Annotated in this window: 20 protein-coding genes; 7 read left to right on the top strand and 13 right to left on the bottom strand. The window is 41.6% G+C overall.

All coding sequences use genetic code 11. The features are described from left to right. Positions 1–84 precede the first annotated feature (84 nt). Positions 85–1,335: a PAS domain-containing protein gene (locus ACKGJO_RS13575; protein ID WP_411323985.1), complete on the bottom strand. Its 1,251-nt coding sequence runs from the start codon at positions 1,333–1,335 to the stop codon at positions 85–87. 328 nt (positions 1,336–1,663) lie between these two features. On the opposite strand from ACKGJO_RS13575, the gene ACKGJO_RS13570 reads away from it, so the two are divergent. Further along, positions 1,664–2,056 carry a formylglycine-generating enzyme family protein gene (locus tag ACKGJO_RS13570; RefSeq protein ID WP_411323984.1) on the top strand — a complete coding sequence of 131 codons (393 nt, stop codon included), beginning with the start codon at positions 1,664–1,666 and terminating at the stop codon, positions 2,054–2,056. Further along, the gene (locus ACKGJO_RS13565) at positions 1,981–2,253 is read left to right on the top strand and encodes a formylglycine-generating enzyme family protein (RefSeq protein WP_411323983.1); all 273 of its coding nucleotides are present in this window, start codon (positions 1,981–1,983) and stop codon (positions 2,251–2,253) included. The genes ACKGJO_RS13570 and ACKGJO_RS13565 overlap by 76 nt, the downstream gene beginning before the upstream one ends. Before the next feature lie 38 nt (positions 2,254–2,291). Here ACKGJO_RS13565 and ACKGJO_RS13560 read toward each other — a convergent pair whose 3' ends face one another. Beyond that, a complete protein-coding gene (locus ACKGJO_RS13560; protein ID WP_411323982.1) occupies positions 2,292–3,449 on the bottom strand; it encodes an acyl-CoA dehydrogenase in 1,158 nt (385 codons plus the stop codon). Between the two features lie 173 nt (positions 3,450–3,622). Between ACKGJO_RS13560 and ACKGJO_RS13555 the strand changes: the two genes are divergently transcribed. From ACKGJO_RS13555 to ACKGJO_RS13540, 4 genes are read left to right on the top strand one after another with little or no spacing between them, the layout of a single operon-like run. Then, entirely contained in the window at positions 3,623–5,029 is a 1,407-nt protein-coding gene (locus ACKGJO_RS13555; protein WP_411323981.1) for a methylmalonyl-CoA mutase family protein, read from the top strand. Further along, positions 5,029–7,176 carry a methylmalonyl-CoA mutase gene (gene scpA / locus ACKGJO_RS13550; protein ID WP_411323980.1) on the top strand — a complete coding sequence of 716 codons (2,148 nt, stop codon included), beginning with the start codon at positions 5,029–5,031 and terminating at the stop codon, positions 7,174–7,176. The genes ACKGJO_RS13555 and scpA overlap by 1 nt, the downstream gene beginning before the upstream one ends. A 33-nt stretch (positions 7,177–7,209) precedes the next feature. Then, positions 7,210–8,202, top strand: a complete 993-nt coding sequence (gene meaB / locus ACKGJO_RS13545) for a methylmalonyl Co-A mutase-associated GTPase MeaB (RefSeq protein ID WP_411323979.1) — start codon at positions 7,210–7,212, stop codon at positions 8,200–8,202. Positions 8,203–8,231: 29 nt separating this feature from the next. Beyond that, positions 8,232–9,206, top strand: coding sequence for an endonuclease/exonuclease/phosphatase family protein (locus ACKGJO_RS13540; protein ID WP_411323978.1), 975 nt, complete (start codon positions 8,232–8,234; stop codon positions 9,204–9,206). 146 nt (positions 9,207–9,352) lie between these two features. Here ACKGJO_RS13540 and cdaA read toward each other — a convergent pair whose 3' ends face one another. The 10 genes from cdaA to ACKGJO_RS13490 all read right to left on the bottom strand — a co-directional run bounded on the left by cdaA (position 9,353) and on the right by ACKGJO_RS13490 (position 22,122). After that, positions 9,353–10,165 (bottom strand): diadenylate cyclase CdaA, encoded by an 813-nt coding sequence (cdaA, locus tag ACKGJO_RS13535; RefSeq protein ID WP_411323977.1) that lies wholly within the window; start codon positions 10,163–10,165, stop codon positions 9,353–9,355. Positions 10,166–10,180: 15 nt separating this feature from the next. Further along, positions 10,181–11,011, bottom strand: a complete 831-nt coding sequence (folP, locus tag ACKGJO_RS13530; protein ID WP_411323976.1) for a dihydropteroate synthase — start codon at positions 11,009–11,011, stop codon at positions 10,181–10,183. A 25-nt stretch (positions 11,012–11,036) separates the two neighbouring features. Continuing rightward, on the bottom strand, positions 11,037–11,372 hold the full coding sequence (locus ACKGJO_RS13525; protein WP_411323975.1) for a ferredoxin family protein: 336 nt from the start codon (positions 11,370–11,372) through the stop codon (positions 11,037–11,039). 121 nt (positions 11,373–11,493) lie between these two features. Then, on the bottom strand, positions 11,494–12,723 hold the full coding sequence (locus tag ACKGJO_RS13520; protein WP_411323974.1) for an alkaline phosphatase family protein: 1,230 nt from the start codon (positions 12,721–12,723) through the stop codon (positions 11,494–11,496). Positions 12,724–12,802: 79 nt separating this feature from the next. Then, positions 12,803–15,466 carry a TonB-dependent receptor gene (locus ACKGJO_RS13515; protein ID WP_411323973.1) on the bottom strand — a complete coding sequence of 888 codons (2,664 nt, stop codon included), beginning with the start codon at positions 15,464–15,466 and terminating at the stop codon, positions 12,803–12,805. A 335-nt stretch (positions 15,467–15,801) separates the two neighbouring features. Beyond that, positions 15,802–19,053, bottom strand: a complete 3,252-nt coding sequence (locus ACKGJO_RS13510) for a TonB-dependent receptor (RefSeq protein ID WP_411323972.1) — start codon at positions 19,051–19,053, stop codon at positions 15,802–15,804. A 187-nt stretch (positions 19,054–19,240) separates the two neighbouring features. Further along, positions 19,241–19,936 carry a TIGR04283 family arsenosugar biosynthesis glycosyltransferase gene (locus ACKGJO_RS13505; protein ID WP_411323971.1) on the bottom strand — a complete coding sequence of 232 codons (696 nt, stop codon included), beginning with the start codon at positions 19,934–19,936 and terminating at the stop codon, positions 19,241–19,243. Then, entirely contained in the window at positions 19,929–20,549 is a 621-nt protein-coding gene (locus tag ACKGJO_RS13500) for a TIGR04282 family arsenosugar biosynthesis glycosyltransferase (protein ID WP_411323970.1), read from the bottom strand. The genes ACKGJO_RS13505 and ACKGJO_RS13500 overlap by 8 nt, the downstream gene beginning before the upstream one ends. A 145-nt stretch (positions 20,550–20,694) precedes the next feature. Continuing rightward, positions 20,695–21,741, bottom strand: coding sequence for an arsenosugar biosynthesis radical SAM (seleno)protein ArsS (gene arsS, locus ACKGJO_RS13495; protein WP_411323969.1), 1,047 nt, complete (start codon positions 21,739–21,741; stop codon positions 20,695–20,697). A gap of 45 nt (positions 21,742–21,786) precedes the next feature. Beyond that, positions 21,787–22,122: an arsenosugar biosynthesis-associated peroxidase-like protein gene (locus tag ACKGJO_RS13490; protein ID WP_411323968.1), complete on the bottom strand. Its 336-nt coding sequence runs from the start codon at positions 22,120–22,122 to the stop codon at positions 21,787–21,789. A gap of 176 nt (positions 22,123–22,298) precedes the next feature. Between ACKGJO_RS13490 and ACKGJO_RS13485 the strand changes: the two genes are divergently transcribed. After that, entirely contained in the window at positions 22,299–22,778 is a 480-nt protein-coding gene (locus ACKGJO_RS13485) for a hypothetical protein (RefSeq protein WP_411323967.1), read from the top strand. Here ACKGJO_RS13485 and ACKGJO_RS13480 read toward each other — a convergent pair. Further along, positions 22,775–23,485: an MBL fold metallo-hydrolase gene (locus ACKGJO_RS13480; RefSeq protein ID WP_411323966.1), complete on the bottom strand. Its 711-nt coding sequence runs from the start codon at positions 23,483–23,485 to the stop codon at positions 22,775–22,777. The two genes, ACKGJO_RS13485 and ACKGJO_RS13480, sit on opposite strands and share 4 nt — an antisense overlap. Positions 23,486–23,626: the final 141 nt, after the last annotated feature.

Raw genomic sequence — 23,626 nt, 5'->3', positions numbered from 1 at the left:
AAATATACGGGTTCATCTATTCCATGAAAAGAAAAAGCCCGAGTAATCGGGCTTTTGCATCAGTAAATTTAAGAGAGTCTTATACTATTCAACTTCAAGTTCTATCATAGCCACGCTCTTCACGCTTTCCACCGTCTCGCCATCAGACCCGTAATCGGGCTTAAATGACTGGACTACTGAGATGTGATCTCCATCAGAGGTTTTATATCTGCAATTTACGCTAGAAGATTTCCCCTCAAATGCTTTTTCCAATGCTTCTTCTATAACACGCAAGTCATCTGCATGCACGGCGTTCTTCACACCGTCGTTGATCACAGCATCAGGATCAAGTCCGGTTATTGCAGTATATCCTTCAGATACAAATTTACATCCGGTCTGCCCCTCCTCATTGATCACAAATCGCAATACAAATTCGTCTTTTTTATCAACGATGTTTTCCAGATTTTTTTTCTTTTTTTTGAGAGTCTCAATAATTCTTTCTCTCAAGGAAATATTATCAAAGTGAATTCTGATGATGGTCTCTTCATTACTTACAAAGTAATTTACTTTTCCTTCAAGGCGAACGGTTTCACCGTCTTTCTTTATAAACTCCCATGGATATGGATTTTCTTCCAATTTCTCAGGATCAAAGTCGGAAAAAAGATCTTTCATTTCTTTTTTATCCTCATCAACTACAAGATCCCAAACCTTAATGGTTTTGAATTCATCTGCGTCATATCCAAGAAGATTTTTGAATGAGCTGTTTGAGGAGATGATATTCCCCTGAACATCCAGATCAACAAAGGTTTTTTTGGATTCTTCCACCAGATTGTCAAAATCAAGATTGGCATCAAATACCACCTTACTCGTTTCTTTTCGATCCGTGATATCTCTTTGATAAGAAACCCAATGAGTGATCTCTCCATTTTTATTTGTCAGAGGGTGTATATCCCACTGATTAATAAATTCACTGCCGTCTTTTTTATAATTGACAGTATGACCAAAAAATGCCTGCCCTTCGATCAATCTCTCTTTCAGCCGATCCAACACGTGTCTATCTGTCTTTTCACCTTGAAGTATGCGGGGTGTTTTACCCAAGGCTTCTTCTTTAGTGTAGCCCGTCATTTTAGTGAAGCCATCGTTCACATAAACAATTCTTGGCCCCGGTTTTTCAAGGTCCAACTCCGTAATTAAGATGGAATCATAGTCATGTTTTATTGCCTGCTCGAGAAGCGAAAGCTGCTTACTGACTTTTGAATATCTACTTTCTAATTCATTGTAAAGCTCTTTAAGCTTAGAATAGGAGGCTTCGTCCTTACTGCATTGTTTTAGCTGATCTAAAATCTTCTGGTCCATTACTACATTATTTATTTGATCCAAGGGTCTTATCTGCCAAGCTAAAACTCTGTAAGTAGCGACATCATTCCAAAATCACTAAAATAATTTCTTATTTACTACTAAATTAGTAATATTATGAATAAAATTGCGCTCACAGTATTTATACTGACATTTTCATTACTCGTAGGGTGCTCAATGTTAAAAAAACTTTTCAAAGATGAACCCTGGAATGGTATTAGTTGAAGGTGGTTCTTTTTTTATAGGTGATGTTATAGATTCTACTAACGCTGATGCTCTTCCTATTCACCAAATAACCGTCATTGATTTTTAAATACGCAAGTTTGAGATGGCATTCCAACAGTATGATGAATTTTCTCTATCAATTGACAGAGCATTTCCAAACCTCAAAGGTTTTGGAAGGGGTAAACGCGCAATAGTCTATATTAACTGGCATGAAGCAAATACCTTTTGCAATTATTGCAGATGGCGATTACCTACTGAAACTGAATGGGAATATGCAGCCCGAAGTGCTGGTAAACCAACCCGCTATGCCGGAACCAGCGATCCCGATTTACTTGATCAATTTGCAATAACGGTTAATTCCAATATCGAATTCTCCTATCTGGTAGGCAGCAGAAAACCAAACGATTTAGCCTGTAAGATATGGGTGGCAATGTACTTGAGATGGTCAGTTCATTTTATCAGGATTATTCCAACCCTGATCAGCGACATGAACTAGATAAAAGTTTATTGAGAATAATACGCGGAGGTAGTTTTGATGAGGAACTGGAAACAAATCAAACATTTTGGAGGGTGGGTAGATATGATCTTATGATCCACAATGATGTTGGATTTTGGTGTTCAATTTCCCGGGAAGAGGTCAACAGAAAGGGTGTATTTAATGGTTTTTTCAGTCTTGATGAAAAAGTACCTTAAAATAAAAAGGGGGCCGAAGCCCCCTTTTTCTCACTCACTCATCGAAGTAGCAGCTTGGCTATAGTACTAAGCTGCATGTTCGTTGTACCCTCGTAGATCTTACCGATCTTAGAATCACGGTAATATTTCTCTACGGGATATTCTTTGACATATCCATAACCTCCATAAAGATCTACTGCCTGAGAGCTTACACTTTCTGCAACCTCAGATGAATAGAATTTTGCCATCGCGGCCTCTTTCAGGAAATTCTGACCTGCCATTTTCTTTCTTGCGGCATTATAAACCAATAATCTGGCGGTTTCTATATCGGTTGCCATTCTTGCAAGCTGAAACTGAACGCCCTGGAATTCTCCAATGGCTTTTCCAAACTGCTTGCGCTCCTGAACATAGGCTAAGGCAGCATCAAAAGCACCTTGTGCGATACCGATCATTTGAGCACCGATACCAACGCGACCTTCGTTCAACGTTTCGATGGCTACTTTATAACCTTTTCCAACTTCACCTAATACATTCTCTTTCGGCACACGCACGTCTTCAAGTAAGATCTCACAGGTTGAACTGGCACGAATTCCCAGTTTATTTTCTTTCTTCCCGATTGAGAACCCCTTTGTGCCGCGTTCTACCACAAAAGCTGTAATTCCTTTATACCCTGCATCAGGATCAACGGTAGCCATTACCAAAAAGATATCGGCTTCATTTGCATTGGTGATCCATAATTTTGCACCATTCAATATAAAATCATCTCCATCTTTCTTTGCCGTTGCCTTGAGCGCGAAAGCATCACTTCCTGAACCGGCTTCTGATAAGCAGTATGCTCCTACTTTTTCAGTTGCCAGTTGTGGCAAATATTTGTCGTTCAGGGAATCAGATGCAAAGTTCACAAAGGCATTATTTACAAGCGTATTTTGAACATCCATAAATACTCCGGCGGAGGCATCCACTCTTGAGATCTGCTCGATGGCGACAATAGACATCATAAAGGTACCGCCACCCCCTGAGTACTTCTCAGGTATATCGATCCCCATCAATCCCATTTCAAAAAATTGCTTCACCAGATCCGGATCAAGTTTTGCTTTCTCATCCATCTCTTCAACCAAAGGCTTGATCGAAGCTTCCGCAAAATCAGCCGCCGCGTCTTTTAGCATTTGTTCATCTTCGGTAAGCTGAGTTAGTGGTGCAATTAATTGATCCGTCATGTGCTTCTAAGTACTTCGTTATTATAGTTTATGTAAGTAAGGGGTATGAATATACAAATTGTAAGCGCTTTTTTACTAATCAAAACGGTATTTTTTAACACCTGTTAGTAAAGAACTTCTGACCTCTTTATTTTGTAGGCCTATAATCAATCCTAACACTCAACCTGTTTATTTTGAACGATCTGAATTTCGAGGATGAACTAAATTTTAATGAGTTTCCTCCGGTATCAACTGAAAAATGGGAAGAAATAATCCGGAAAGACCTTAAGGGCAAAGACTATAAGGAAATACTTCGATGGGATACCCGCGAAGGTATTGACAGCCTTCCCTTTTACCAAAACGAGGACCTTAACCGGCTGGATCGTTCAACTGAACCTTTAACGCACACCGGTAACTGGAGTGTTCTTGAGGTCGTTGAGGATGCCAAGGCTTCTGACGCAAATAAACAGGCTTTGCTGGCACTGGAAAACGGTGCCGGTGGGCTCGACTTGAGATTATCTACAGACCGCATTGCATCAAAAAAAGACCTTGAATCACTTTTTGAGAGTATTCAGATCGATATCATAACTATTATATTCGGCCCTTCTGTCTCTTCTCCTGAAATCATTGGCTGGGTAAGTGAGATCATATCTGAGCGCAACCTTGATGCCGGATCTCTCGATATGCATTTCTCAACAGATATTTTCAGTCATGCTGCCGTGCTGGGCAACCTCCCTGAAATAGACGTCTTCAAAAACTTTATAAAAGAATTTAATTCTGTATCCGGATCTATATTGATCGACACATCCACTTATGCAAATGCAGGAGCAACTCTTGTTCAGCAATTAGCTTTTGCACTGTCTGTTGGTAATGAATATTTGGGATCAAACCCTGAACTTGCAAAATCACTCTCATTCAAATTTTCAACCGGCACCCTTTATTTTCCTGAGATCGCTAAATACAGAGCCTTTAGGCTTCTTTGGGATCAGATCCTGAGCGAATACAATTTTTCTATCGGAAACGTGAAGATATTCTCTGAAACCGCCTTATGGAATAAGGCTCAAAACGATCCCTACAATAATATGCTTAGGGCAACAACAGAATCGATGTCTGCTGCGCTAGGAGGTTGTGATGGTATAAGCGTCCACAGGTTTGACAAGCATTTTAAAGAACAGACACCGTTCGCCACCAGGATCGCCAGAAATACTCAGCTTATACTTCAGGAAGAAGCCTATCTGGGTAAGGTTTCTGATCCGGGTGCGGGTTCTTATTACATTGAAGTTTTAACGGAAAAAATGGCTGAAGAAAGCTGGAAACTTTTCCAGGAAATCGAAGCAAAAGGTGGTTTTTATGAATGCCTGAGATCAGGATTCATTCAGGAATTGATCTCAGATGCTCGCAACAAAAAGATCCAAGCCTACAAAGAAGAGAAAGAAGCCTTGATCGGTGTTAACAAATACAAACCTGATGAAGAAACTGATATTTCAAACGACGAGGCCCAACAGCAAAATATGTCACAAATGGAATTTAGTGAGGTTGTGAAGATAACTCCGATAAAACCACTTAACATTGAAGCTGAACTCAAAAAGGGAGACGCATAATGAAAAAGGACTTTTCTAAAATTGATCTGAAATTAAACGGTTCATCCCTGAAGGAATCAGCAAATAAAAACGAATGGGATACTGCTGAACAAATCTCTGTGAAACCTCAGTTTACAAAAGAGGATATAGACTCGCTGGAACATCTAGAGTACGCGGCCGGTATTCCTCCTTATTTGAGAGGGCCTTATTCCACTATGTATGCCGTGCGCCCCTGGACCATTCGGCAGTACGCCGGATTCTCAACGGCTGAAGAATCCAATGCCTTCTATCGTCGTAATCTGGCAGCAGGTCAGCGCGGTCTCTCCGTAGCCTTCGATCTTGCCACGCACCGTGGTTATGATTCGGATCACCCTCGCGTTTCAGGAGATGTAGGGAAAGCCGGTGTAGCCATTGATTCAGTGGAAGACATGAAGATCCTGTTTGATCAAATTCCTCTGGACAAGATGTCTGTTTCAATGACCATGAATGGCGCTGTGCTTCCGGTGATGGCCTTCTATATTGTTGCTGCTGAAGAACAAGGCGTTTCACTTGAAAAACTTTCCGGAACCATTCAGAATGATATTCTGAAGGAATTCATGGTCCGTAATACCTATATCTATCCACCGGTCCCTTCCATGAAGATCATCGGAGATATTTTTGAATATACGTCTCAAAATATGCCCCGCTTCAATTCTATTTCTGTGAGTGGTTACCACATGCAGGAAGCGGGAGCTACATCAGACATTGAGCTGGCCTACACCCTCGCAGACGGTCTCGAATACCTTCGAACCGGTATCGAAGCCGGAATGGACATTGATGAATTCGCGCCGCGCATTTCCTTCTTCTGGGCTATTGGCATGAACCACTTTATGGAGGTCGCAAAAATGCGCGCAGCCCGGCTTTTATGGGCCAAGATCGTTAAGTCATTCAACCCAAAAAACCCAAAATCTCTCTCGTTAAGAACACATTCACAAACGTCCGGATGGAGCCTTACAGAGCAGGACCCTTACAATAACGTGGCAAGAACAACTATTGAAGCCATGGCTGCTGCGCTGGGGCACACGCAGTCTTTGCATACCAATGCTTTAGATGAAGCTATCGCCTTACCGACCGATTTCTCGGCCCGTATTGCGCGTAATACCCAGATCTTCTTACAGGAAGAAACCGGGATCACCAAAGCGGTAGACCCATGGGCAGGTTCCTACTATGTTGAATATCTCACGGATAAGATAGCACGACGGGCATGGACACTGATCGGTGAGGTTGAAGAACTCGGTGGAATGGCTAAAGCCATTGAAACCGGTGTTCCAAAAATGAGGATCGAAGAGGCTGCAGCCAGAAAACAAGCCCGCATCGACTCAGGCAAAGACACTATTGTGGGTATCAATAAGTACGTAACTGATGAAAAATCAGATATCGACATTTTGGAGGTTGATAACGACAAGGTCAGACGATCACAGATCGAAAGACTCAACGAAACTAAAGCAGACAGGAATGATGAGAAAGTTCAACAGTATCTGGATAAAATCACCAAATGTGCCGAAACCGGAGAGGGAAATTTATTAGCTTTAGCTGTTGATGCAGCCCGTGAAAGAGCTACTCTTGGCGAGATCTCCGATGCTATGGAAGAAACCTTTGGGCGCTACAAAGCAACCATTAAATCAATATCCGGCGTGTACTCTTCAGAATTAAAAGATGACGAACAATTTAAAGCAGCGCTTAAACGTGCTGATGAATTTGCTGAGCTCGACGGACGGCGGCCACGCATTATGGTTGCCAAGATGGGTCAGGACGGGCATGACCGCGGAGCCAAAGTGATCTCAACCAGTTTTGCTGACCTCGGTTTTGACGTAGACATCGGCCCTTTGTTCCAAACCCCGGAGGAAGCTGCCAGACAGGCCGTTGAAAATGATGTGCATATTCTGGGAGTCTCAAGCCTTGCAGGTGGTCACAAAACACTGGTGCCTAAGGTGATAGAGGAATTAAAGAAACACGGACGCGATGATATCATGGTGATTGCCGGTGGAGTGATCCCTCAGCAAGATTATGATTTCTTGTATAACGCCGGCGTAACAGCGGTATTTGGTCCCGGAACCGTGATACCCAAAGCTGCCAAACAAATCCTGGATGTGCTGATAGAAAATTATGCGGATGCTTCTGATCAATAGGCCCATAGAAATGGTTTGGAACAGGAGGTTAATTTGAGCCGAAGTCTCCCAACAAAAAAAGAATTCATTGACGGTATCCTATCCGGCAACCGAATGTTTCTGAGCCGGGCCATCACAATGATCGAGAGCACAAAAAAGGAGCATCATGAGCTGGCTCAGGAGATCGTTGAAGGATGCTTGCCTCATGCCGGAAGCTCCATAAGGATCGGCATCACAGGGGTGCCCGGAGTCGGTAAAAGTACATTTATTGAAGCCTTTGGAAATCACATTATTCAGGAAGAAGACCGCACACTGGCTGTACTGGCTGTGGATCCAAGCAGTTCCAGAACCAAAGGAAGTATACTGGGTGATAAGACACGGATGGATACCTTATCTAACAACCCAAAGGCATACATACGTCCAACTCCTACTTCGGGTTCACTGGGTGGAGTCGCACAAAGCACACGCGAGACCATCACCCTTTGTGAAGCCGCCGGCTTCGATACTATACTGATCGAGACTGTGGGAGTCGGCCAATCAGAAACAGCCGTACATTCTATGGTCGATTTCTTTTTATTGCTCATGCTTGCCGGTGCCGGCGATGAGCTTCAAGGCATAAAACGAGGCATCATGGAAATGGCCGATGCCATAGCTATTAATAAAGCAGATTCCGGTAATGAAAATGCTGCAAAAAGAGCCATGACCGAATACAAAAATGCCCTGCATCTCTTTCCTCCTACTGAATCCGGCTGGATACCTAAGGTTACGACCTGTTCAGCCTATCATGACAAAGGAATTAATGATGTATGGGATATCATTGACGAATACATCCGGCACACTAAAACCAGCGGATATTTTAACAATAAAAGGAAGCAACAGGCAGTTTATTGGTTGGAAGAGAGCATTAATCAGGAACTTCACCGAAAGTTTTATGAAAATGAAGACCTGCAACTAATGTTGCAAAAATTTAGGGAACAGGTTCAGCGGGGAGAAGTTTCAACCCAAAAAGCTGCTTCACTACTCATTGACAAATTTTTTAATTCATAATATCACACGCACTAAATACCAATATGTTCTTGAATAATAAATTATTTACCCTCGCACTTTTTTCCTCAGCTTTATTACTAGGGGCCTGTGGCAGTGACTCAACTCCAACTCCTATCATTCCTGACGAACCTGTACCTAACACCGAATTCGACGCGGTAGGCACTTCCACCACACTCGACTTTGCAACATGGAACCTGGTATGGTTTGGACACCCCAGTAATGGACCTTCTGATGAAGAGCTGCAACTTGATAACGCCAGCTTTATCATTTCAGGGCTGGACATGGATATTTGGTCCATTCAGGAGGTTACATCCAATTCCCATTTTAATGACCTTATAGACAGCCTTGAGGGCTATGATGGCTTCCTGGCAAACGACCCGATCGTACAAAGTGACTCAGCTTACTATGATGATTTTGGCGGTAATGAGCAAAAATTAGGCCTGATCTACAAACCAAGCCTGATAACTGTAAACAGTGCAGAGGTCATCCTTACAGATTATGATCACGAATTTGCCGGTCGCCCCCCTGTGCAGGTTCAACTCACTGCAAATGTTGATGGGCAGTCAGCCGATATAGTGGCCATCTTGATACATGCAAAATGCTGTACAGAAGATGAAGATTATGAGCGTAAATCTGCAGCAGCCAATGCGCTGAAATCCTATCTGGATACCTCCTGGCCTGATGCAAATGTCATGGTATTCGGTGATTTCAATGACGACATTGATGAGTCAATTTCTGCCGGTCGTGAATCTGTTTACAAACCATTTGTAGACGATTCTCAGAATTACGCCTTCCCAACCATGACACTTTCAGAGAATAATATTTCTTCCACAACAGACTATCCTGATGTGATCGATCATCACTTAAATTCAAATGAAATGTATTCATTTTACGTAACAGGCTCTGTGATGTCATTTCAACCGGAAGACTATGTCAATAACTATGGTACCACTACGAGTGATCACTATCCGATATTGACACGTTACTCACTTACTCAAAATTGACAAGATGTGATCTGACAGATCACCCATATGATCGGTGATAATGACTCAAGGTGTTGGATTAAGATGTGAAAAGAGATTGGACATTTGTTCCAACTTTCGGTCAGATTTACTTGGAGCCGTCAGACCGATAAAATATCTATTTAAGATCAGCTTAGGTTCATATCAGCTTGAGAACTGAATGCCACATCATCCTCAAATTTTTGACTGCCGAAAGATTCTTCCATTTCAGCTCTGAGTTTCTGAATGGTCAAACCACTGGTGAGAGCTCCATTTCTGGCAATCGAGATCCGGCCCGTTTCTTCAGATACAACGATCACGAACACGTTATTGGACTCACTTATACCTACAGCGGCTCTGTGCCTTGTACCAAATGAGGTAGAAATGTTCGGATTTTGCGATATCGGCAGATAACAACTTGCTGCAACCACCCTATTACCCCTAATCACTACTGCTCCATCATGAAGGGGGGTTTCTTTTTGGAAAATGGTGATCAGCAATTCACTCCTTATCTCGGCGTTTATGTTGACACCTGCATCAACCAGATCCTGTAAAGATGAACTTCTTGCAAATACAATGAGAGCACCTGTCTTGTTCTTGGACATTTCCTTAACCGCATCAATTACTTCATCTATAGTCTTGTCTGAGTTATTAGTGGTAAAAAAACGATCGAGGCTCGTATTCGTGCCAAGGCGATAAAGCAATTTTCGGATCTCTGGTTGAAACAAAATTATCAAAGCGATAATACCAACATCCAGGATCTGACTCAGAATAGAATTCAAAGTTGTGAATCCCAGCAAACCGATCACAACATTCAGGATCACCACAAACAATATTCCCAGACCGGCCTGAATGGCAAACGTACCCTTCACCCACCTGTATAGATAGACCAATACGAGTGCTATGATTAGCGTCTCGGCAAAATCTTTAATTCCGAATTCGAGAAAACCGATCGGGAACAAGGCCGCTCCTTTTTATTACTCTTGGGTTTTGATTGCGTTGAATATACGAATAGAATCGGAAGCTTCCTCTACATCATGCACTCTCAGTATATTTGCACCCTTCATAAGGGCATGATAGTGTAAGGCGATGGTTCCTGCTACACGTCCGTCTGTAGGCCGCCCGTTTAAAATAGTACCTATCATTGATTTCCGGGAAGCCCCTACCAATATAGGTAAATCAAACTTTTTAAAAACCTCAAGCCCTTCAATTAGTCTCAGGTTATGTTGTAATTTTTTTCCAAAGCCTAAACCGGGATCCAGAATGATCTTGTGTACGCCTTTTGTTCGTAATATTTTCAGCTTCTTCTCAAAGAAACTGAAAATATCATTCAATACATCATCGTACTGGGGGTCTTTTTGCATTGTTTTTGGGTCACCCTGAGAATGCATCAGCACATAACCGGCTTCAAATTCTGCGCACAGATCGGCTAATCTGGGTTCTTTTTGAAGACCACTTACATCATTAACTATATGAACCCCATTCTCTAAAGCAGCTTTAGCGACTTCAAATTTTGTAGTATCTATAGAAAAATCCACATTGCTAAATAATGGTACTGCCTTTTCTATCAAAGGGATAACACGATCTAATTCCTCTTGAACAGGTACGGGATCTGATCCCGGCCTGGTAGATTCGCCTCCAATATCTATAATATCAGCCCCGTTCTGAATCATGATATGGATCCGGTCAAGAGCCCTGTCCACATTTAAATACTTACCGCCATCACTGAATGAGTCAGGTGTCGCATTCAGTATTCCCATTACCTTTGGGCCATCGGCGATATGTAAGTAGGGGTCTTTTTTTGGCAAATAATTTTTCTTATATCGGTTCAGACTACCAGTTCTCGACCAGTTTATCTTTTTTGTCTTCTACCTCAGCCCACTCATCCGCATCTTCCAATGCATCCTGTGTTTCATTGATGATACGGTCAGCCCAGGTATCCGCAAGGCGTTCATTGATATCAATATAATCTTCCCATTTTTCAGGCACTTCATCATCCGGATAGATAGCTTCTACCGGACATTCTGATACACAAGCGTCACAGTCGATGCACTCCATTGGATCGATCACCAAGAAATTCGGTCCCTCACGGAAAGCATCCACCGGGCAAACAGCCGCGCAGTTAGTATATTTACATTGAATACATGGTTCAGTTACAACGTATGCCATTTTGTATAATTTTTTTCAAATAATGGGTAAAATTTTGCAGACTTGAATATCCCTTCACTTTAGGATAAATGCAATCTTTGTAGCATCTAATAAATGCTTTTTTTGTTGAAGCGTTCCAAAATTAGTTCAACATCACCGATACACTGTCTATTGATCCGTCATTTTGAGCCGGCTCGATACTTAACAAGTGCGTCATTAATTCATAAAGATGTACGTTCTCAAACGCTTTCATCTTGTAACCGTTCTTAATATCGGGCCCTACAGCCAAAAATAAGGCATGCATCTCTTTTTCCTGATTGTCAAAACCATGAGCACCGCCACTTGGATACTCCGGTCGGGTCTCGAATACTTCTCTGGTGTTGATCGTATAACCCGGATCGGCAACTATGGTCAATTCCGGTATCCTTGGGTGGTCTTTCAGATGATACCTATCCGGTATCTCATCTTTCAAATATACTTTATAGTGTTCTTCATTTTCTTTTAGTGACTGATAGATCTCATCTAGTTTCCCACCTTCACTGACATTTGCCATTATAACCGGACTGTAAGCGATCATGTCTAATTCTTCAGGGTTTATGATATCATCCAGCACTACTATTCTATCTCTTGATACTGATGACATGCCATGATCAGAAACGATCATCAAATTTGTGGTCTCAATAAGTTCAGATTCATCCAGCCTGTTCATCAGGTATCCAACCAGATCATCTGCCCTTTCAACCGCTTCAACTAATTCCGGTGAATCCGGGCCGAACCGATGTCCCTGAGTATCCACAAAATGAAAATATAAGGTAGCCAGGTCGATCTCCTTTTCGTTATTCAGCGTCATCCATTTTACAACAGAGTCTATACGAGCTGAGTCACCCATCGATTCATCGTACTTTTTCCAGAAAGTGGGACGCATATCTTGAATTGGAGCTTCAGAGCCTACCCAAAACATAGTGCCTGCATTTTTACCTGCTTTCTCTACCGTATTCCATATCGGCTCACCCTGATACCAATCAGGATTTTCTACAGCTTCCCTGTTTCGAATAGCAAAGCGGGAATCCATTTCAGGATCATACATATTATTCCCTACAAAGCCGTTGTTCTCAGGATATAGTCCCGTAGCAATTGCATAATGATTAGGGAATGTTTTGGATGGAAAAATTGGAATGAGGCCTTCACTGATAACCCCGGTTTCAACCAGTTCATCAAAATTGGGCGTCTCAGTTTTATCCAGATAATCATACCTGAAGCCATCAAACGAGATCAGCAAAACCTTTTCTCCTTGTGGTTCATGGCGGGATGCTTGTTCAGTACAGCCAACAGCTGCTACAAAAATTATTAATGTAAAAATCAGATTTTTCATAATACTCTAAAATAAAAAAGCAGCCTGTCAGAAACAGGCTGCTTTTAAAAATTTACTTAGTTTTTACTTTGGTGTGTATTTAGAAATTTACACGGATTCCAAAGTTATAGCGTCTTGGAAGACCTAAGAATACTTCAGCATCATCTGCATCATGGTCACCATCGTAACCGTTGAACCTACTGTTGTCAGTAGCATCCTGGATATACGTCTCATCTAAGAGATTAAAGACATTCAGGAAGAGGTTGGTACCCTCAAGAATGCTGTCCAGAGTATAGTTCAGGTGCAGATTAAACACAGTGTAGTTAGGTGCTTGCCATGTTTGGGCTCTATCACTAGGATCGTCTCGACTAATTGGATCGAAATCTGACCAGTGCCGATAGAATGATGTACCCACCAACTGAATATCAAAGTTGTTACTTGGTTGCATGCCTAAGATATACGCAAGCTGTGCCTGAGGTGCATTACCGACTTTCAGGTCCTTGATATAAAGGTCTATATTTTGCGCACTGCCCGGATCACCTTGATCTTCTAAGTACGTGGCAGATACATCGTTTTGGTATTCCCAAAGGTTGTAAGAACCGGAAATATCCAAACGAATCCAGTTATTTGGTTTGTAAGAAGTTTCAACCTCCACACCGGAGTGCATTTGGTCAATTCCGGAAATGTTTATAAGGCCTTCATCACCGTTTGGCTGTTGTACGCCACGTGTAAATGAACGATCACGACGATCGGTCAGGTAATAGTTGGCATTAAAACCAAACTGACCACCCGGAGCGCGGTATCTGACACCTGCTTCATAGAAGTAAAACTTCTCGTTCTCAGGATCTTCATTTATCGCACCGTTAAAGTCACTAATAACGTTGTCGAAAATAGGCACTTTGGAAATGTGACCTACGTTCAGGTAAATACCGGTGTTCTCTGTTACATTATAGAGACCACCACCTTTTAGCTGATACCCGGCAATATTATCAGACTCACGTGTCAGTGGACTGCCATTCTCAGCTATAAAAAAGTTTTCATGAGAATATTTAATGGATGAAATTCCACCGGTTGCATATACACTGTATTTGTCACCTACATACTCACCCTGTACATAACCACCATACCAGTCAACTGTATTGGTATAATTGTAATTAACAACATCACCAAGTCCTGCTCTGTAATTAGGGTTAAATGGATCACGTGTTTCAACGTAGTAGCGGCCACCAAGTAAATCACGAACTTCACGGTAGTGTTCGATCTCTGCTGTTCTCCAGTCTAAACCGGCTTGCAATTCAAAGTTTTCAGTGGCTTGGTAAGATAATTTCAGAATATCACCAATGGTCCACTGATTGTTACGGCTGTTTCGGAGAATTCCATTTGACTCACCGTTAGGGTCGTTATCAGCGATGGTTGCATCCCAGTCAGCAACACGCTGGTTGTGAGAATAATCCCACTCGATATCTCCAAGTGTACCTGTACCACCACCTCGACCACCTGAATAATATAATACGTTAGTCAGTGTAAGCTTATCGCTAAGTTCACTGAACCAGTTCAGGTTGACCTGTGGTTTGTGGAAAAAGTTCTCACGCTCGTTCAGAAAGTCTTTATTTTGACGATTCTGAATTGAGGCACTAACCCAGCCATCTCCAACATATTGGTTTCCATCATATGTATTAGAAACACCGGAAACATTAGCATTGAAAAATCGTCCTTTTTCCCAATGAATATCGGCTGCTGCTGCATCATAACCATCTAAGCTCAGTGCATAGTCACGGTCATAAGTAGCTGTATTCATGGCATACAGGTTTTGACCATGACGCTGTGGGGCACCAAGAGCAAAAAGATCAAAACGATTAGACTCGTTCAGTTGATATGAAGCAGCAAAGTGATAAGCCCATTCATCAGCCCAGGTACCCTCAACAATGCCTTCTCCTTCTTTACGAACACCCACAAAACTGAACGCCCATTTATCATTTACAAGGCCGGAATTCAATTGGAGAGTCTTTTTGTTCATTGCTCCACTACCGGTCTCAAACTTAATAGAACCACCGGCTTCATTTTGACTCGGATCTGTGATAATATTCAATGTACCACCTACAGAAGGAACTGCAAGGTTTACATTCGAAATACCTCTCTGTACCTGAATTGAGCGTGCGGCATCACCAACACCACTCCAGTTTGACCAGTATACCCAGCCATTCTCCATGTCATTTACAGGTACACCATTGATCATCACAGCAACGTTACGCTGACTAAATCCACGCACGTTTATCCTTGCATCACCTGAACCACCACCTTGTCCGGTTGAATATACTGACGGAGTAATATTTAGTACTTCCGGCAGATTTCGTGAGCCAAGCTGAGCCTGAATTGCTTCCTGATCTACATCAGAAAAAGCCACAGGTGTTGTCAGATCTGAACGAGAAGCAAACACCTCAAGTGAAGTCAATGAAGCACTTGTAAGCTCAAGTTCAAAGTCCAGTTCCAGATCACTGGAGCCGACAGTAATTTCTTCGGTTACAGTAATGTAACCAACGCTTGAAACCCGGATGGTATATGTACCGGGCTCAACGCCCCTGATCACATAGTCACCGTTAAGGTCAGTAGCATTACCCTGGGCTGTGCCCATGAGGATCAAGTTGGCACCAATAATTGGCTCTCCCGATCCCAGCTCTGTTACGGTACCCCTGATGGCAGACTGCGCAAGTGCCGCCCCCGAAATACCGAGAATTAAAAATACAGTGGATAGATATTTTAACATGGTGTTTATTTTTTATTGAGAGGTTCTGTTAAAAAAACGACTTTTAAAACATTCTTAATTATTCCAAGTCATAGACTTAGAGCTCATATCAGATCATAAAAGCTATATAAAAGCATTTGAGATCTTTCAATAAGTTGTGCAAAGATAGGAATAATGAAACCCAACATCCCCGACTTTTTGCTATTTAACACTAACTTAATAAGCCTTGATCTTTCTTAGTCTGTATAAAACAAAAACAAACCCAAGTTTCTTAAGCCTTATTAGATTCTTAGATAATTACAAAAAAAGGGAGGCCTGAACAGGCCTCCCTTTTAATACAACTTTGCTGCTTTTCATTAGAAGTTATACCGAACAGTAAACTGCATTTGCCATCTTGAGCTTTGATCTCTGATGCTGAACTTTCTGTCTTCAGTTATATCATTTGGATCGAAACTAATAACAGGCTTACCGATATCACTAGCTGTTAAGCCTCTGCCTGAGCCCCTATTATCGATGTAGTCCTGATCCACATACTGCTCGAAGTTATAGGCTCTGTAGTTATTGTACGAGACTCCTCTTCGAACTCCCCACTCAGAGTTAAGAAGATTCAAGAAGTTGATCACACTTGCACTCAGCTCCAGAGACTGACCGCTAACGGTTTTGATCTCTTGAGTTACTTTGAAATCAACAAAGTTGGTCCAAGGCTCTCGTGCAGTATTTCTGTCAACGAATCCACCGCGATAGTCACTGATTGATTCTTCGCTGTTGATCCATGCTTCAAACTCACTCCAATTATCGCTGGTTAACACAACTTCACTTTCATTTGCAGGAACGTAGATCAAGTCGTTATCAAAGCGACCGTCACCGTTTGCGTCTCCAGTATAGATCCAACTAAAAGGAGTTCCTGAACGGCCATCATAAATGAATGAGAATGATGTGGCAAATCGTTCTGAATAGTCAATTCTATAAGAAGCAATACCAAGAATTCGATGCCTTCTTTCAAAGTCTGCTGTACCCACTTCAGGGCTATTGACATCTACATTTTCGTTATATTGCCAGTTAGAAATAGCGCGGCTTGAGGTTCCGTTGTTTACATTTTCAGCTCTGTTATATGTATAAGAAAACTTAGTATACAATCCGAAATCGAAAGATTTCTCCAATTCACCGGTAAGACTGTACTGATAACCCTCGTCACTATTACTCATTACAATGGCATTAGTGAATCTTGGATCTACTCTTACAGGATCACCTGAGGCATTCCCAAATCGTGAATTATATTCGATTTCACCATAAATAGGGCGGCCGTAAGCGGATTCACCTTGGCTCTCAAGATTGATATTTTCAAAGACTACGTCATTAATACCTTTGGAGTAAATACCCTCTAAAGTACCACGGATTCCATATGGAAGCTCCTGATCAACAGCCAGATTCACTTTCAGTGCCTGTGGATATTTGAAATCATCTGCTAATAAGTTGATCTCAGAGGTTTCCACAGGATCAAGAATGGGGCTAGTTCCGGGGGTCGGTTGATTATCAGGGTCCGGCGAAAATAATCCATCAAATCTGCCAAAATTGAATTCATCTACACGTCCGTAATCAACTCCTGTATTGCTATATTGGTTTGATATCCATACAAAAGGAGGTGTTCCGGAAAAGATACCGACACCACCACGAATTTGGGTAGTTCTTTCACCCTGGCTGGCATCCCAGTTAAATCCTAAACGAGGAGCCCAAAGAACTTGCCCGCTAACAATCTTGTCGGTTGAATATCCGGGAAATGCATCCGGTACATCAGGGTTAAATGATGGCTCATCAGGCAGAACTGGAATATCAATTCTTAAACCATAAGTAAGTTTTAAATAATCCGTGGCTGACCATTTATCCTGAGCATAAAGTCCAAACTGCATACCGGTAAAGTTTGCTGTTGGGTTTCCATCAGGTAACAAATAACTATGTTGATATTCAACCGGATCTCCTGCTTCCAGGTCATCAATACTCCAAAACGTATAAGTTCCGAAAGCATCCTGCACAAATAAATTGTCAAATGTAAATATCTGGTTACTGGTACCAAACGTCATTTCATGATCTCCACGGATATAGGTGAAATTGTTAGTAAACTCGATCAGGTCCTGATCCAGAGCATTAGCCTGGGAGAACCTCTCCACTCCGGCATTAATAGCACCAAATCCATTCCGATCCGGATCATCAAATCCCATACTAACAGTAACACTTGGGAAGCGCTGTGAAGGAACATCACGGGAATCTCTGATTCGTGTGTAGACCAAACGGGCTTCGTTATAAGCATTGTCACTGAATCGACTTGTCAGCTCAGAAACAAATGAGGTCTGCTTACTGTTAAAATTATACTGCCGGTTACTGAACGTATAGCTGTTTTGACCACGGCTGATTCCTCGGTCTGCCAAGGCATCCACATAGTTCATTCGGAAACTCAGCTTGTTGTCCTGGTTAATATTCCAGTCAAGCTTGGCCAATACCTTATCATTATTGGTATCGGTGTCTAACGGCGAAGTGTAAGCTCCGGGATCATAACCATATTCATTCTGTAAGATACTGCTGATCTGATCAAATGTAGCAGGTTCAAATCCGACTTGAACAGGTGCTCCACTGCCAAATACACCAGTAGTGATAGGACTTGTCTCTCTTTTAAATTCTGCGTTTATAAAAAAGAAAAGTTTGTCTTGAATGATGGGACCACCAATATTAAGTCCTATATATCTTTCAGTAAAGGAAGGGAAATCACCACCCTCGACCTTCTCAAAGATATCCTCACCTATATTAGGTCTGGCTGCAAAGTAATCGTAATCACCGATCAAATTCTCATTTCTTGTTTGAAAGTAAACAGACCCTTCATAATTGTTTGTTCCACTCTTGGTAACGGCATTTACCTGTCCACCGGTAAATCCATTATTTGTTACTTCGAAAGGTGCGATATCCACATTAAATTCAGCAATAGCATCAATACTCAGCGGAGAGCTAACACCTGCCTGCGAACCAGGAGTTGCATCACCTAATCCAAATACATCATTAAGAGTGGCACCATCTACGAGAATATTGTTATATCTGTCATTCGCACCACCAAAACTATTTCCACTTGTAACTTGTGGAGTCAGACGGGTAAAATCTCCCAAAGAACGGAATACACTCGGGGTTCTCGAAATATCCTCGCTTGTAATATTTGTTCTGGCTCCTGTTCGATCTGGATTAAATAATCGATCACCGGCAGCAACAACAGAAATTTCTCCCAGATCCTGAGCACCTTCTTCCAACGTAAAATCCAGCGTATAACGCTCGCCTAGCTCAATTCTGTCTATTTCTACAATTTGCGGATTAAACCCTACAAAAGTAATACGCACTTCGTAAGGTCCGCCAATACGCACACTTCTAAGCGTGTAACGTCCGTCCGGGCGGCTAGCTGTTCCGTATTCGGTTCCGGTGGGCATATGCTGGGCAATTATGGTAGCTCCAGGTAACGGCTCACCATTAATATCTGTTACTGTTCCCTCGATTGAACCTGTGGTGGTACCTTGAGAAAAACCTGCAAAAGGCAGCACAAGTGCAGCGAAAAAAAATAGTATTAATTTTTTCATGGGTTTTGTTTTATGATGGATTGTTAGAAAATTTTCAAAAAAATCTCATATGACTCCAAGTTGATGACTTAGAGCTATGAACAGGCCTCAAGAGTTAAAAATATACTCATTTGGTCTTTGTTCAAGTCTCAAAAAGATAGGAATAATGAAACCCAACATCCCTTTCTTTTTGCTATTTAACACTAACTTAATACGCGTTGCTGATCATTTGTGAACGATAGAATTTCACGATCGTCTCCTGTTGTACCCCTAAGTAATACAATAGCACAATAATAGTAAAAATCAGCTGTAATTTGAAGAACCCGATTCGCTCATATCGCCGGCCTGATGTAACTACAGCTTTGGGAATTAACCGAAACTGTGAATACCTCTTGATCCTTCTCACAATTTCCTGATCTTCCATCACAATCAGAGATTCATCAAACCCACCGATCTCTTCAAAGACTGCCTTTTCAACAAAAAGGCTCTGATCTCCAAACCTGAACAGATCCACATCAAATCGTGTAAACCAGGCATAGAGCTTTAGAGCCCAATGCTCCATATCGAATGCAAGCCTGAAACAACCACTATTAGCCCCATTTTCTATAGCCCTTCTCATGTCTTCCACGAATGAATCAGGTGGAATTGTATCAGCATGAAGAAAATACAACCACTTTCCCCCAGCCTGCCTTGCTCCGTAATTCATTTGGTGGGCTCTGCCTTTTTGGGGAGATATCATAGCTTTTGCGCCTGCCTTTCTTGCTTCTTCAATTGTATGGTCTGAACTGCCACCATCTATTACCAGAATTTCGATCTCCCTTGAACCGGCCGACTCCCTCAGGTGTCGGATCAACTCACCGATCTTTTCTTCTTCGTTATAAGTTGGTATGATAATACTAAACATGATCTTCCGGCGTATTCAGTAAAATTCCTTTCGCTTCTATCCAATCCTCTATGATATCCACATCATTTAAGGTCTTTAAAAGAGCAATAGACTCGCCAAGCTGTTCAATGGTACCTATCGTACTTTCAAATACTTCTTCTGTACTCCATTTCACTTTTTTAAATACTTTGGGATAAAATTTATTCATCCCCAGTAAATAATATCCTCCATCTTTGGCAGGCCCTATTACAAATTCTTTCTTATTCAGTGATAAAAAAGCATCTTCAATTATTTTAGCTGTGATCTCTGCGTTATCGCTTCCAATGATCACTGCTTTTTCAGCACCGTTTTCGAAGGCTGTTTTAAAGGCATACTCCATTCGTTGCCCGAGATCATCCCCTTTCTGAAGCTTTTTAGTGAACCGATCATTTTCCCAAATATCATTAAGTTCTACATAAGATGAATACCAGATCTCTTTGTTCATTTTTAAAGACACGGTTTCTGAGTAAGTATACCTCAACAGTTTTTGATACACGCGAAGTGCCTCTATATTCCCTATGCTTTTAGCAAGCCTGGATTTAACTTTCCCGGCTTCCTCGTTCTTTACAAAAATGATGAGCTTTTCTTTCGTCATTAATTTGTTGGCTTTATATGAATGGCTTTAGAACATTTCCATTTCACAGACATGTAATACCTAGGGCGTATGCGATACGCCCTTACTTAGCTATCTACACTTCAAAATTCGATGTTCTATGTTCCTTGTTGAATGTTCAGGCGGTTCAGGCAGTGGCCCCACCGCAACTGCTTCCGGATCCTGCAGTACAGCCAAAGCAGTGCTGATTCACTTTGATATCTCTGTCGTTAAGAACATCCAGATCAAACTCTTTTATATGCTGCACACTATCACTATGAGTCTCCATTTCCAGCATTTGATTGAAATCACAATCAAATAGCTTCCCGTCCCAACCAATAGAAATGGTATTTCGGCACATGACTCCCATGGCAGCTGATGGATTGAATGATTCTACCAGCTTTTCCATATAATCCTCAAGATTACCTGACATGAGTAGAAAATTCAGAAACCGACTGATGGGAAGATTTGTGATGGTATACAAGTCATTGAATTCGATATCATGAGTCCGCTTGAGCTCTTTTTTAAACTCCTGCTTAACCTCTTCCTGATCTCCTGGCAAAAAAGCGCCAACCGGGTTATACACCAGGTTAAGCATTAGGCCTGTGTTTTCTTTGCCATATCCGATCTCATTGAGTCTCTTTAATGCTATGATGGATTTATCGTACGTACCCTTACCCCTCTGCCGATCGGTCCTCGATTTACTGTAAAAAGGTAATGAACAGGTGACTTCAACGTTATGCTCCTTAAAGAACTCAGGAAGATCACTGAATTTGTTAGTAGTCAGTATGGTAAGATTAGACCGGACAATAATATGTTTTCCCATTCTAGCGGCCTCTTTGACAAACCACCTGAAATGCGGATTCATCTCCGGGGCCCCACCCGTTAGATCAACAGTTTCAATATCCGAATCTTTCAATGCCTCAAGGCAATACTCGAATGTTTCCTTACTCATGATCTCTTCCCGATCCGGGCCGGCATCAACATGACAATGCTTGCAGGTCATATTACACATATAACCTACATTCATTTGAAAGATCTCAATACCTGTGGGTTTAAGGGGGAATAATCCTATACCATCCAGTTTATCCTCAAACTTGGAAAGTGACTTTATCTTCGTATTATGATTGTTGATGATATCGAGCTGCACTTCAGGCTTAGAAAGCTCATGCGTCTCTGCTTTTAAAGTCTTCATTGGTGTAATAGATTTAAAAAAATAATTAAAAAGGATTGGCGTAACTTACATTGACACGTCTTTGACCTTGTTCATCATCTGCACACCATGAACCAAAGAAGAACCACCACGAATAGCAGCAGAAACATGAACGGCTTCCATCATTTGCTCCTCACTCACGCCATTCTCGAGACTTTCTGTTGTATAAGCATCAATGCAATATGGACATTGAACCGTATGTGCAACTGCCAAAGCAATAAGTGCCTTTTCCCGCTTAGTTAGAGCACCTTCCTCAAAAACTTCTTCATAATATTCAAAGAATTTTTCGCCCATGTTTTCTTGCCATTCCGTGACCTTACCGAATTTTTTTAAGTCTTCTTTTTTATAATAAGATTTGTCCATGATAATAATATTAGTTTTCTAGTAGATGGTTGTGTATATATAATTCTTATGAAATAATTAGTGTACTGGATCAATATGCCTGTCGCAGAACTCACTAATTTTTAGAAAATGAAACAATTTCGTTCTTTTTTCCCTTTAAATAGGTAGAAACTCCAATAAATCTAAATCATATGAAAATGAATACAACTAAATTATTATCGATACTGTTTATTGTCACCGGTTTTTTAATTTTTTCTCCCAATAAAGTTCAGGCCCAGGCCAATGGAAATGGAGGAAATGTAGGTATCGGTGTAATGTTGGGAGAGCCAACAGGTATATCTGCTAAAATTTGGAATAATGACCGATCCGCTTTTGCTTTTGGCGCTGCATGGTCATTCGGAAATGATGATGCTTTACATTTACACGGTGATTATCTAATGCATAAATGGTTCAGCGACATCGATCAGGGTGCCCTTGCTTTCTATTATGGCGTTGGTGCACGCATTGTATTAAGTGATCCGGATGCACGTGCAGGTATAAGAGTGCCTTTCGGGCTGAATTATATTATTCCAAATTCCCAAATAGATCTGTTTGTTGAAGCAGTACCTATTCTAAATCTGATTCCTGATACTGATTTTGATGGAAATGGAGCTCTAGGCATCCGCTATTACTTCTAAACTAAAGCTAAAAACGGGCAGGGCGGATCAATCGAGATGACCTGCCCCTCTTTTGCTAAACTGATATGCTCAAATTTTGAAGCAAAATCTTTTTGAATCTTCGCATTCACCCCATCCAATATATCATCATCCTTATCGGGGTCATGGTGAATAAGGCATAATCTCTTGACATTTGCTTTTTCAGCAAGCTTGACGACCTCTTCCCATGCTGAATGCCCCCAGCCTATTCGGTCTTTGTATTCTTCTCTATTATACTGAGAATCGTGCATCAGGATATCCGCACCCTCAACAAATTCAACAAATTCTTTCCTGAAATCATAAACGTCTTCCCCATCACCTATCATGATCTCATTATCCGGGGCGTATACGATGGTGGTTTCACCGGCTGTAAGCTTATAGATGGCGGTTGGAACCGTATGACCTGCCCACATGTATTCAACTTGATAAGTACCGAAATCTATTGGATCAGGATCTGTGGTTATACAATTTATGTCCGCTTCCAGCATATCCATAGAGACGGGAAAGAAGGTTTTCGACATGTGCCCCTGCAGTATCTCCTGACAACCCATATCTCCGTTAGGCGGCATATATATTCGAAATGAGTTTTCAGAGTCATAGAAAGGCTTAAAGAAGGGAAAACCCTGCAAATGATCCCAATGTGGGTGAGTTATAAAGACACGTCCGTTATAGCCTTTGCCGTTACTCATTAGGCTGTTACCAAGATTTCTGAAACCCGTGCCGCTGTCAAAGACGATTATTGTATCCTCGCCAGGCATTTCAATCTGAACGCAAGACGTATTGCCACCATACCGCATATTTTCAGCATTTGCGCATGGTGTAGAGCCTCT

The sequence above is a fragment of the Gracilimonas qinghaiensis genome (assembly GCF_046602855.1).
Taxonomy (GTDB): Bacteria; Bacteroidota; Rhodothermia; order Balneolales; family Balneolaceae; genus Gracilimonas.
The sequence above is the reverse complement of the archived record's forward strand: the minus strand, read 5'-3'. Positions and strand labels throughout refer to the sequence as shown.

Bases quoted from the DNA above. Each gene is read 5' to 3' on its own strand.
- ACKGJO_RS13520 (WP_411323974.1), bottom strand. From the start codon at position 12,723: ATGAAAAATCTGATTTTTACATTAATAATTTTTGTAGCAGCTGTTGGC.
- ACKGJO_RS13560 (WP_411323982.1), bottom strand. From the start codon at position 3,449: ATGACGGATCAATTAATTGCACCACTAACTCAGCTTACCGAAGATGAA.
- arsS (WP_411323969.1), bottom strand. From the start codon at position 21,741: ATGAAGACTTTAAAAGCAGAGACGCATGAGCTTTCTAAGCCTGAAGTG.
- ACKGJO_RS13510 (WP_411323972.1), bottom strand. From the start codon at position 19,053: ATGAAAAAATTAATACTATTTTTTTTCGCTGCACTTGTGCTGCCTTTT.
- ACKGJO_RS13525 (WP_411323975.1), bottom strand. From the start codon at position 11,372: ATGGCATACGTTGTAACTGAACCATGTATTCAATGTAAATATACTAAC.
- ACKGJO_RS13570 (WP_411323984.1), top strand. From the start codon at position 1,664: ATGGCATTCCAACAGTATGATGAATTTTCTCTATCAATTGACAGAGCA.
- scpA (WP_411323980.1), top strand. From the start codon at position 5,029: ATGAAAAAGGACTTTTCTAAAATTGATCTGAAATTAAACGGTTCATCC.
- ACKGJO_RS13485 (WP_411323967.1), top strand. From the start codon at position 22,299: ATGAATACAACTAAATTATTATCGATACTGTTTATTGTCACCGGTTTT.
- ACKGJO_RS13500 (WP_411323970.1), bottom strand. From the start codon at position 20,549: ATGACGAAAGAAAAGCTCATCATTTTTGTAAAGAACGAGGAAGCCGGG.
- ACKGJO_RS13515 (WP_411323973.1), bottom strand. From the start codon at position 15,466: ATGTTAAAATATCTATCCACTGTATTTTTAATTCTCGGTATTTCGGGG.
- ACKGJO_RS13480 (WP_411323966.1), bottom strand. From the start codon at position 23,485: ATGAGTAACGGCAAAGGCTATAACGGACGTGTCTTTATAACTCACCCA.
- ACKGJO_RS13505 (WP_411323971.1), bottom strand. From the start codon at position 19,936: ATGTTTAGTATTATCATACCAACTTATAACGAAGAAGAAAAGATCGGT.
- ACKGJO_RS13575 (WP_411323985.1), bottom strand. From the start codon at position 1,335: ATGGACCAGAAGATTTTAGATCAGCTAAAACAATGCAGTAAGGACGAA.
- ACKGJO_RS13565 (WP_411323983.1), top strand. From the start codon at position 1,981: ATGGGTGGCAATGTACTTGAGATGGTCAGTTCATTTTATCAGGATTAT.
- ACKGJO_RS13490 (WP_411323968.1), bottom strand. From the start codon at position 22,122: ATGGACAAATCTTATTATAAAAAAGAAGACTTAAAAAAATTCGGTAAG.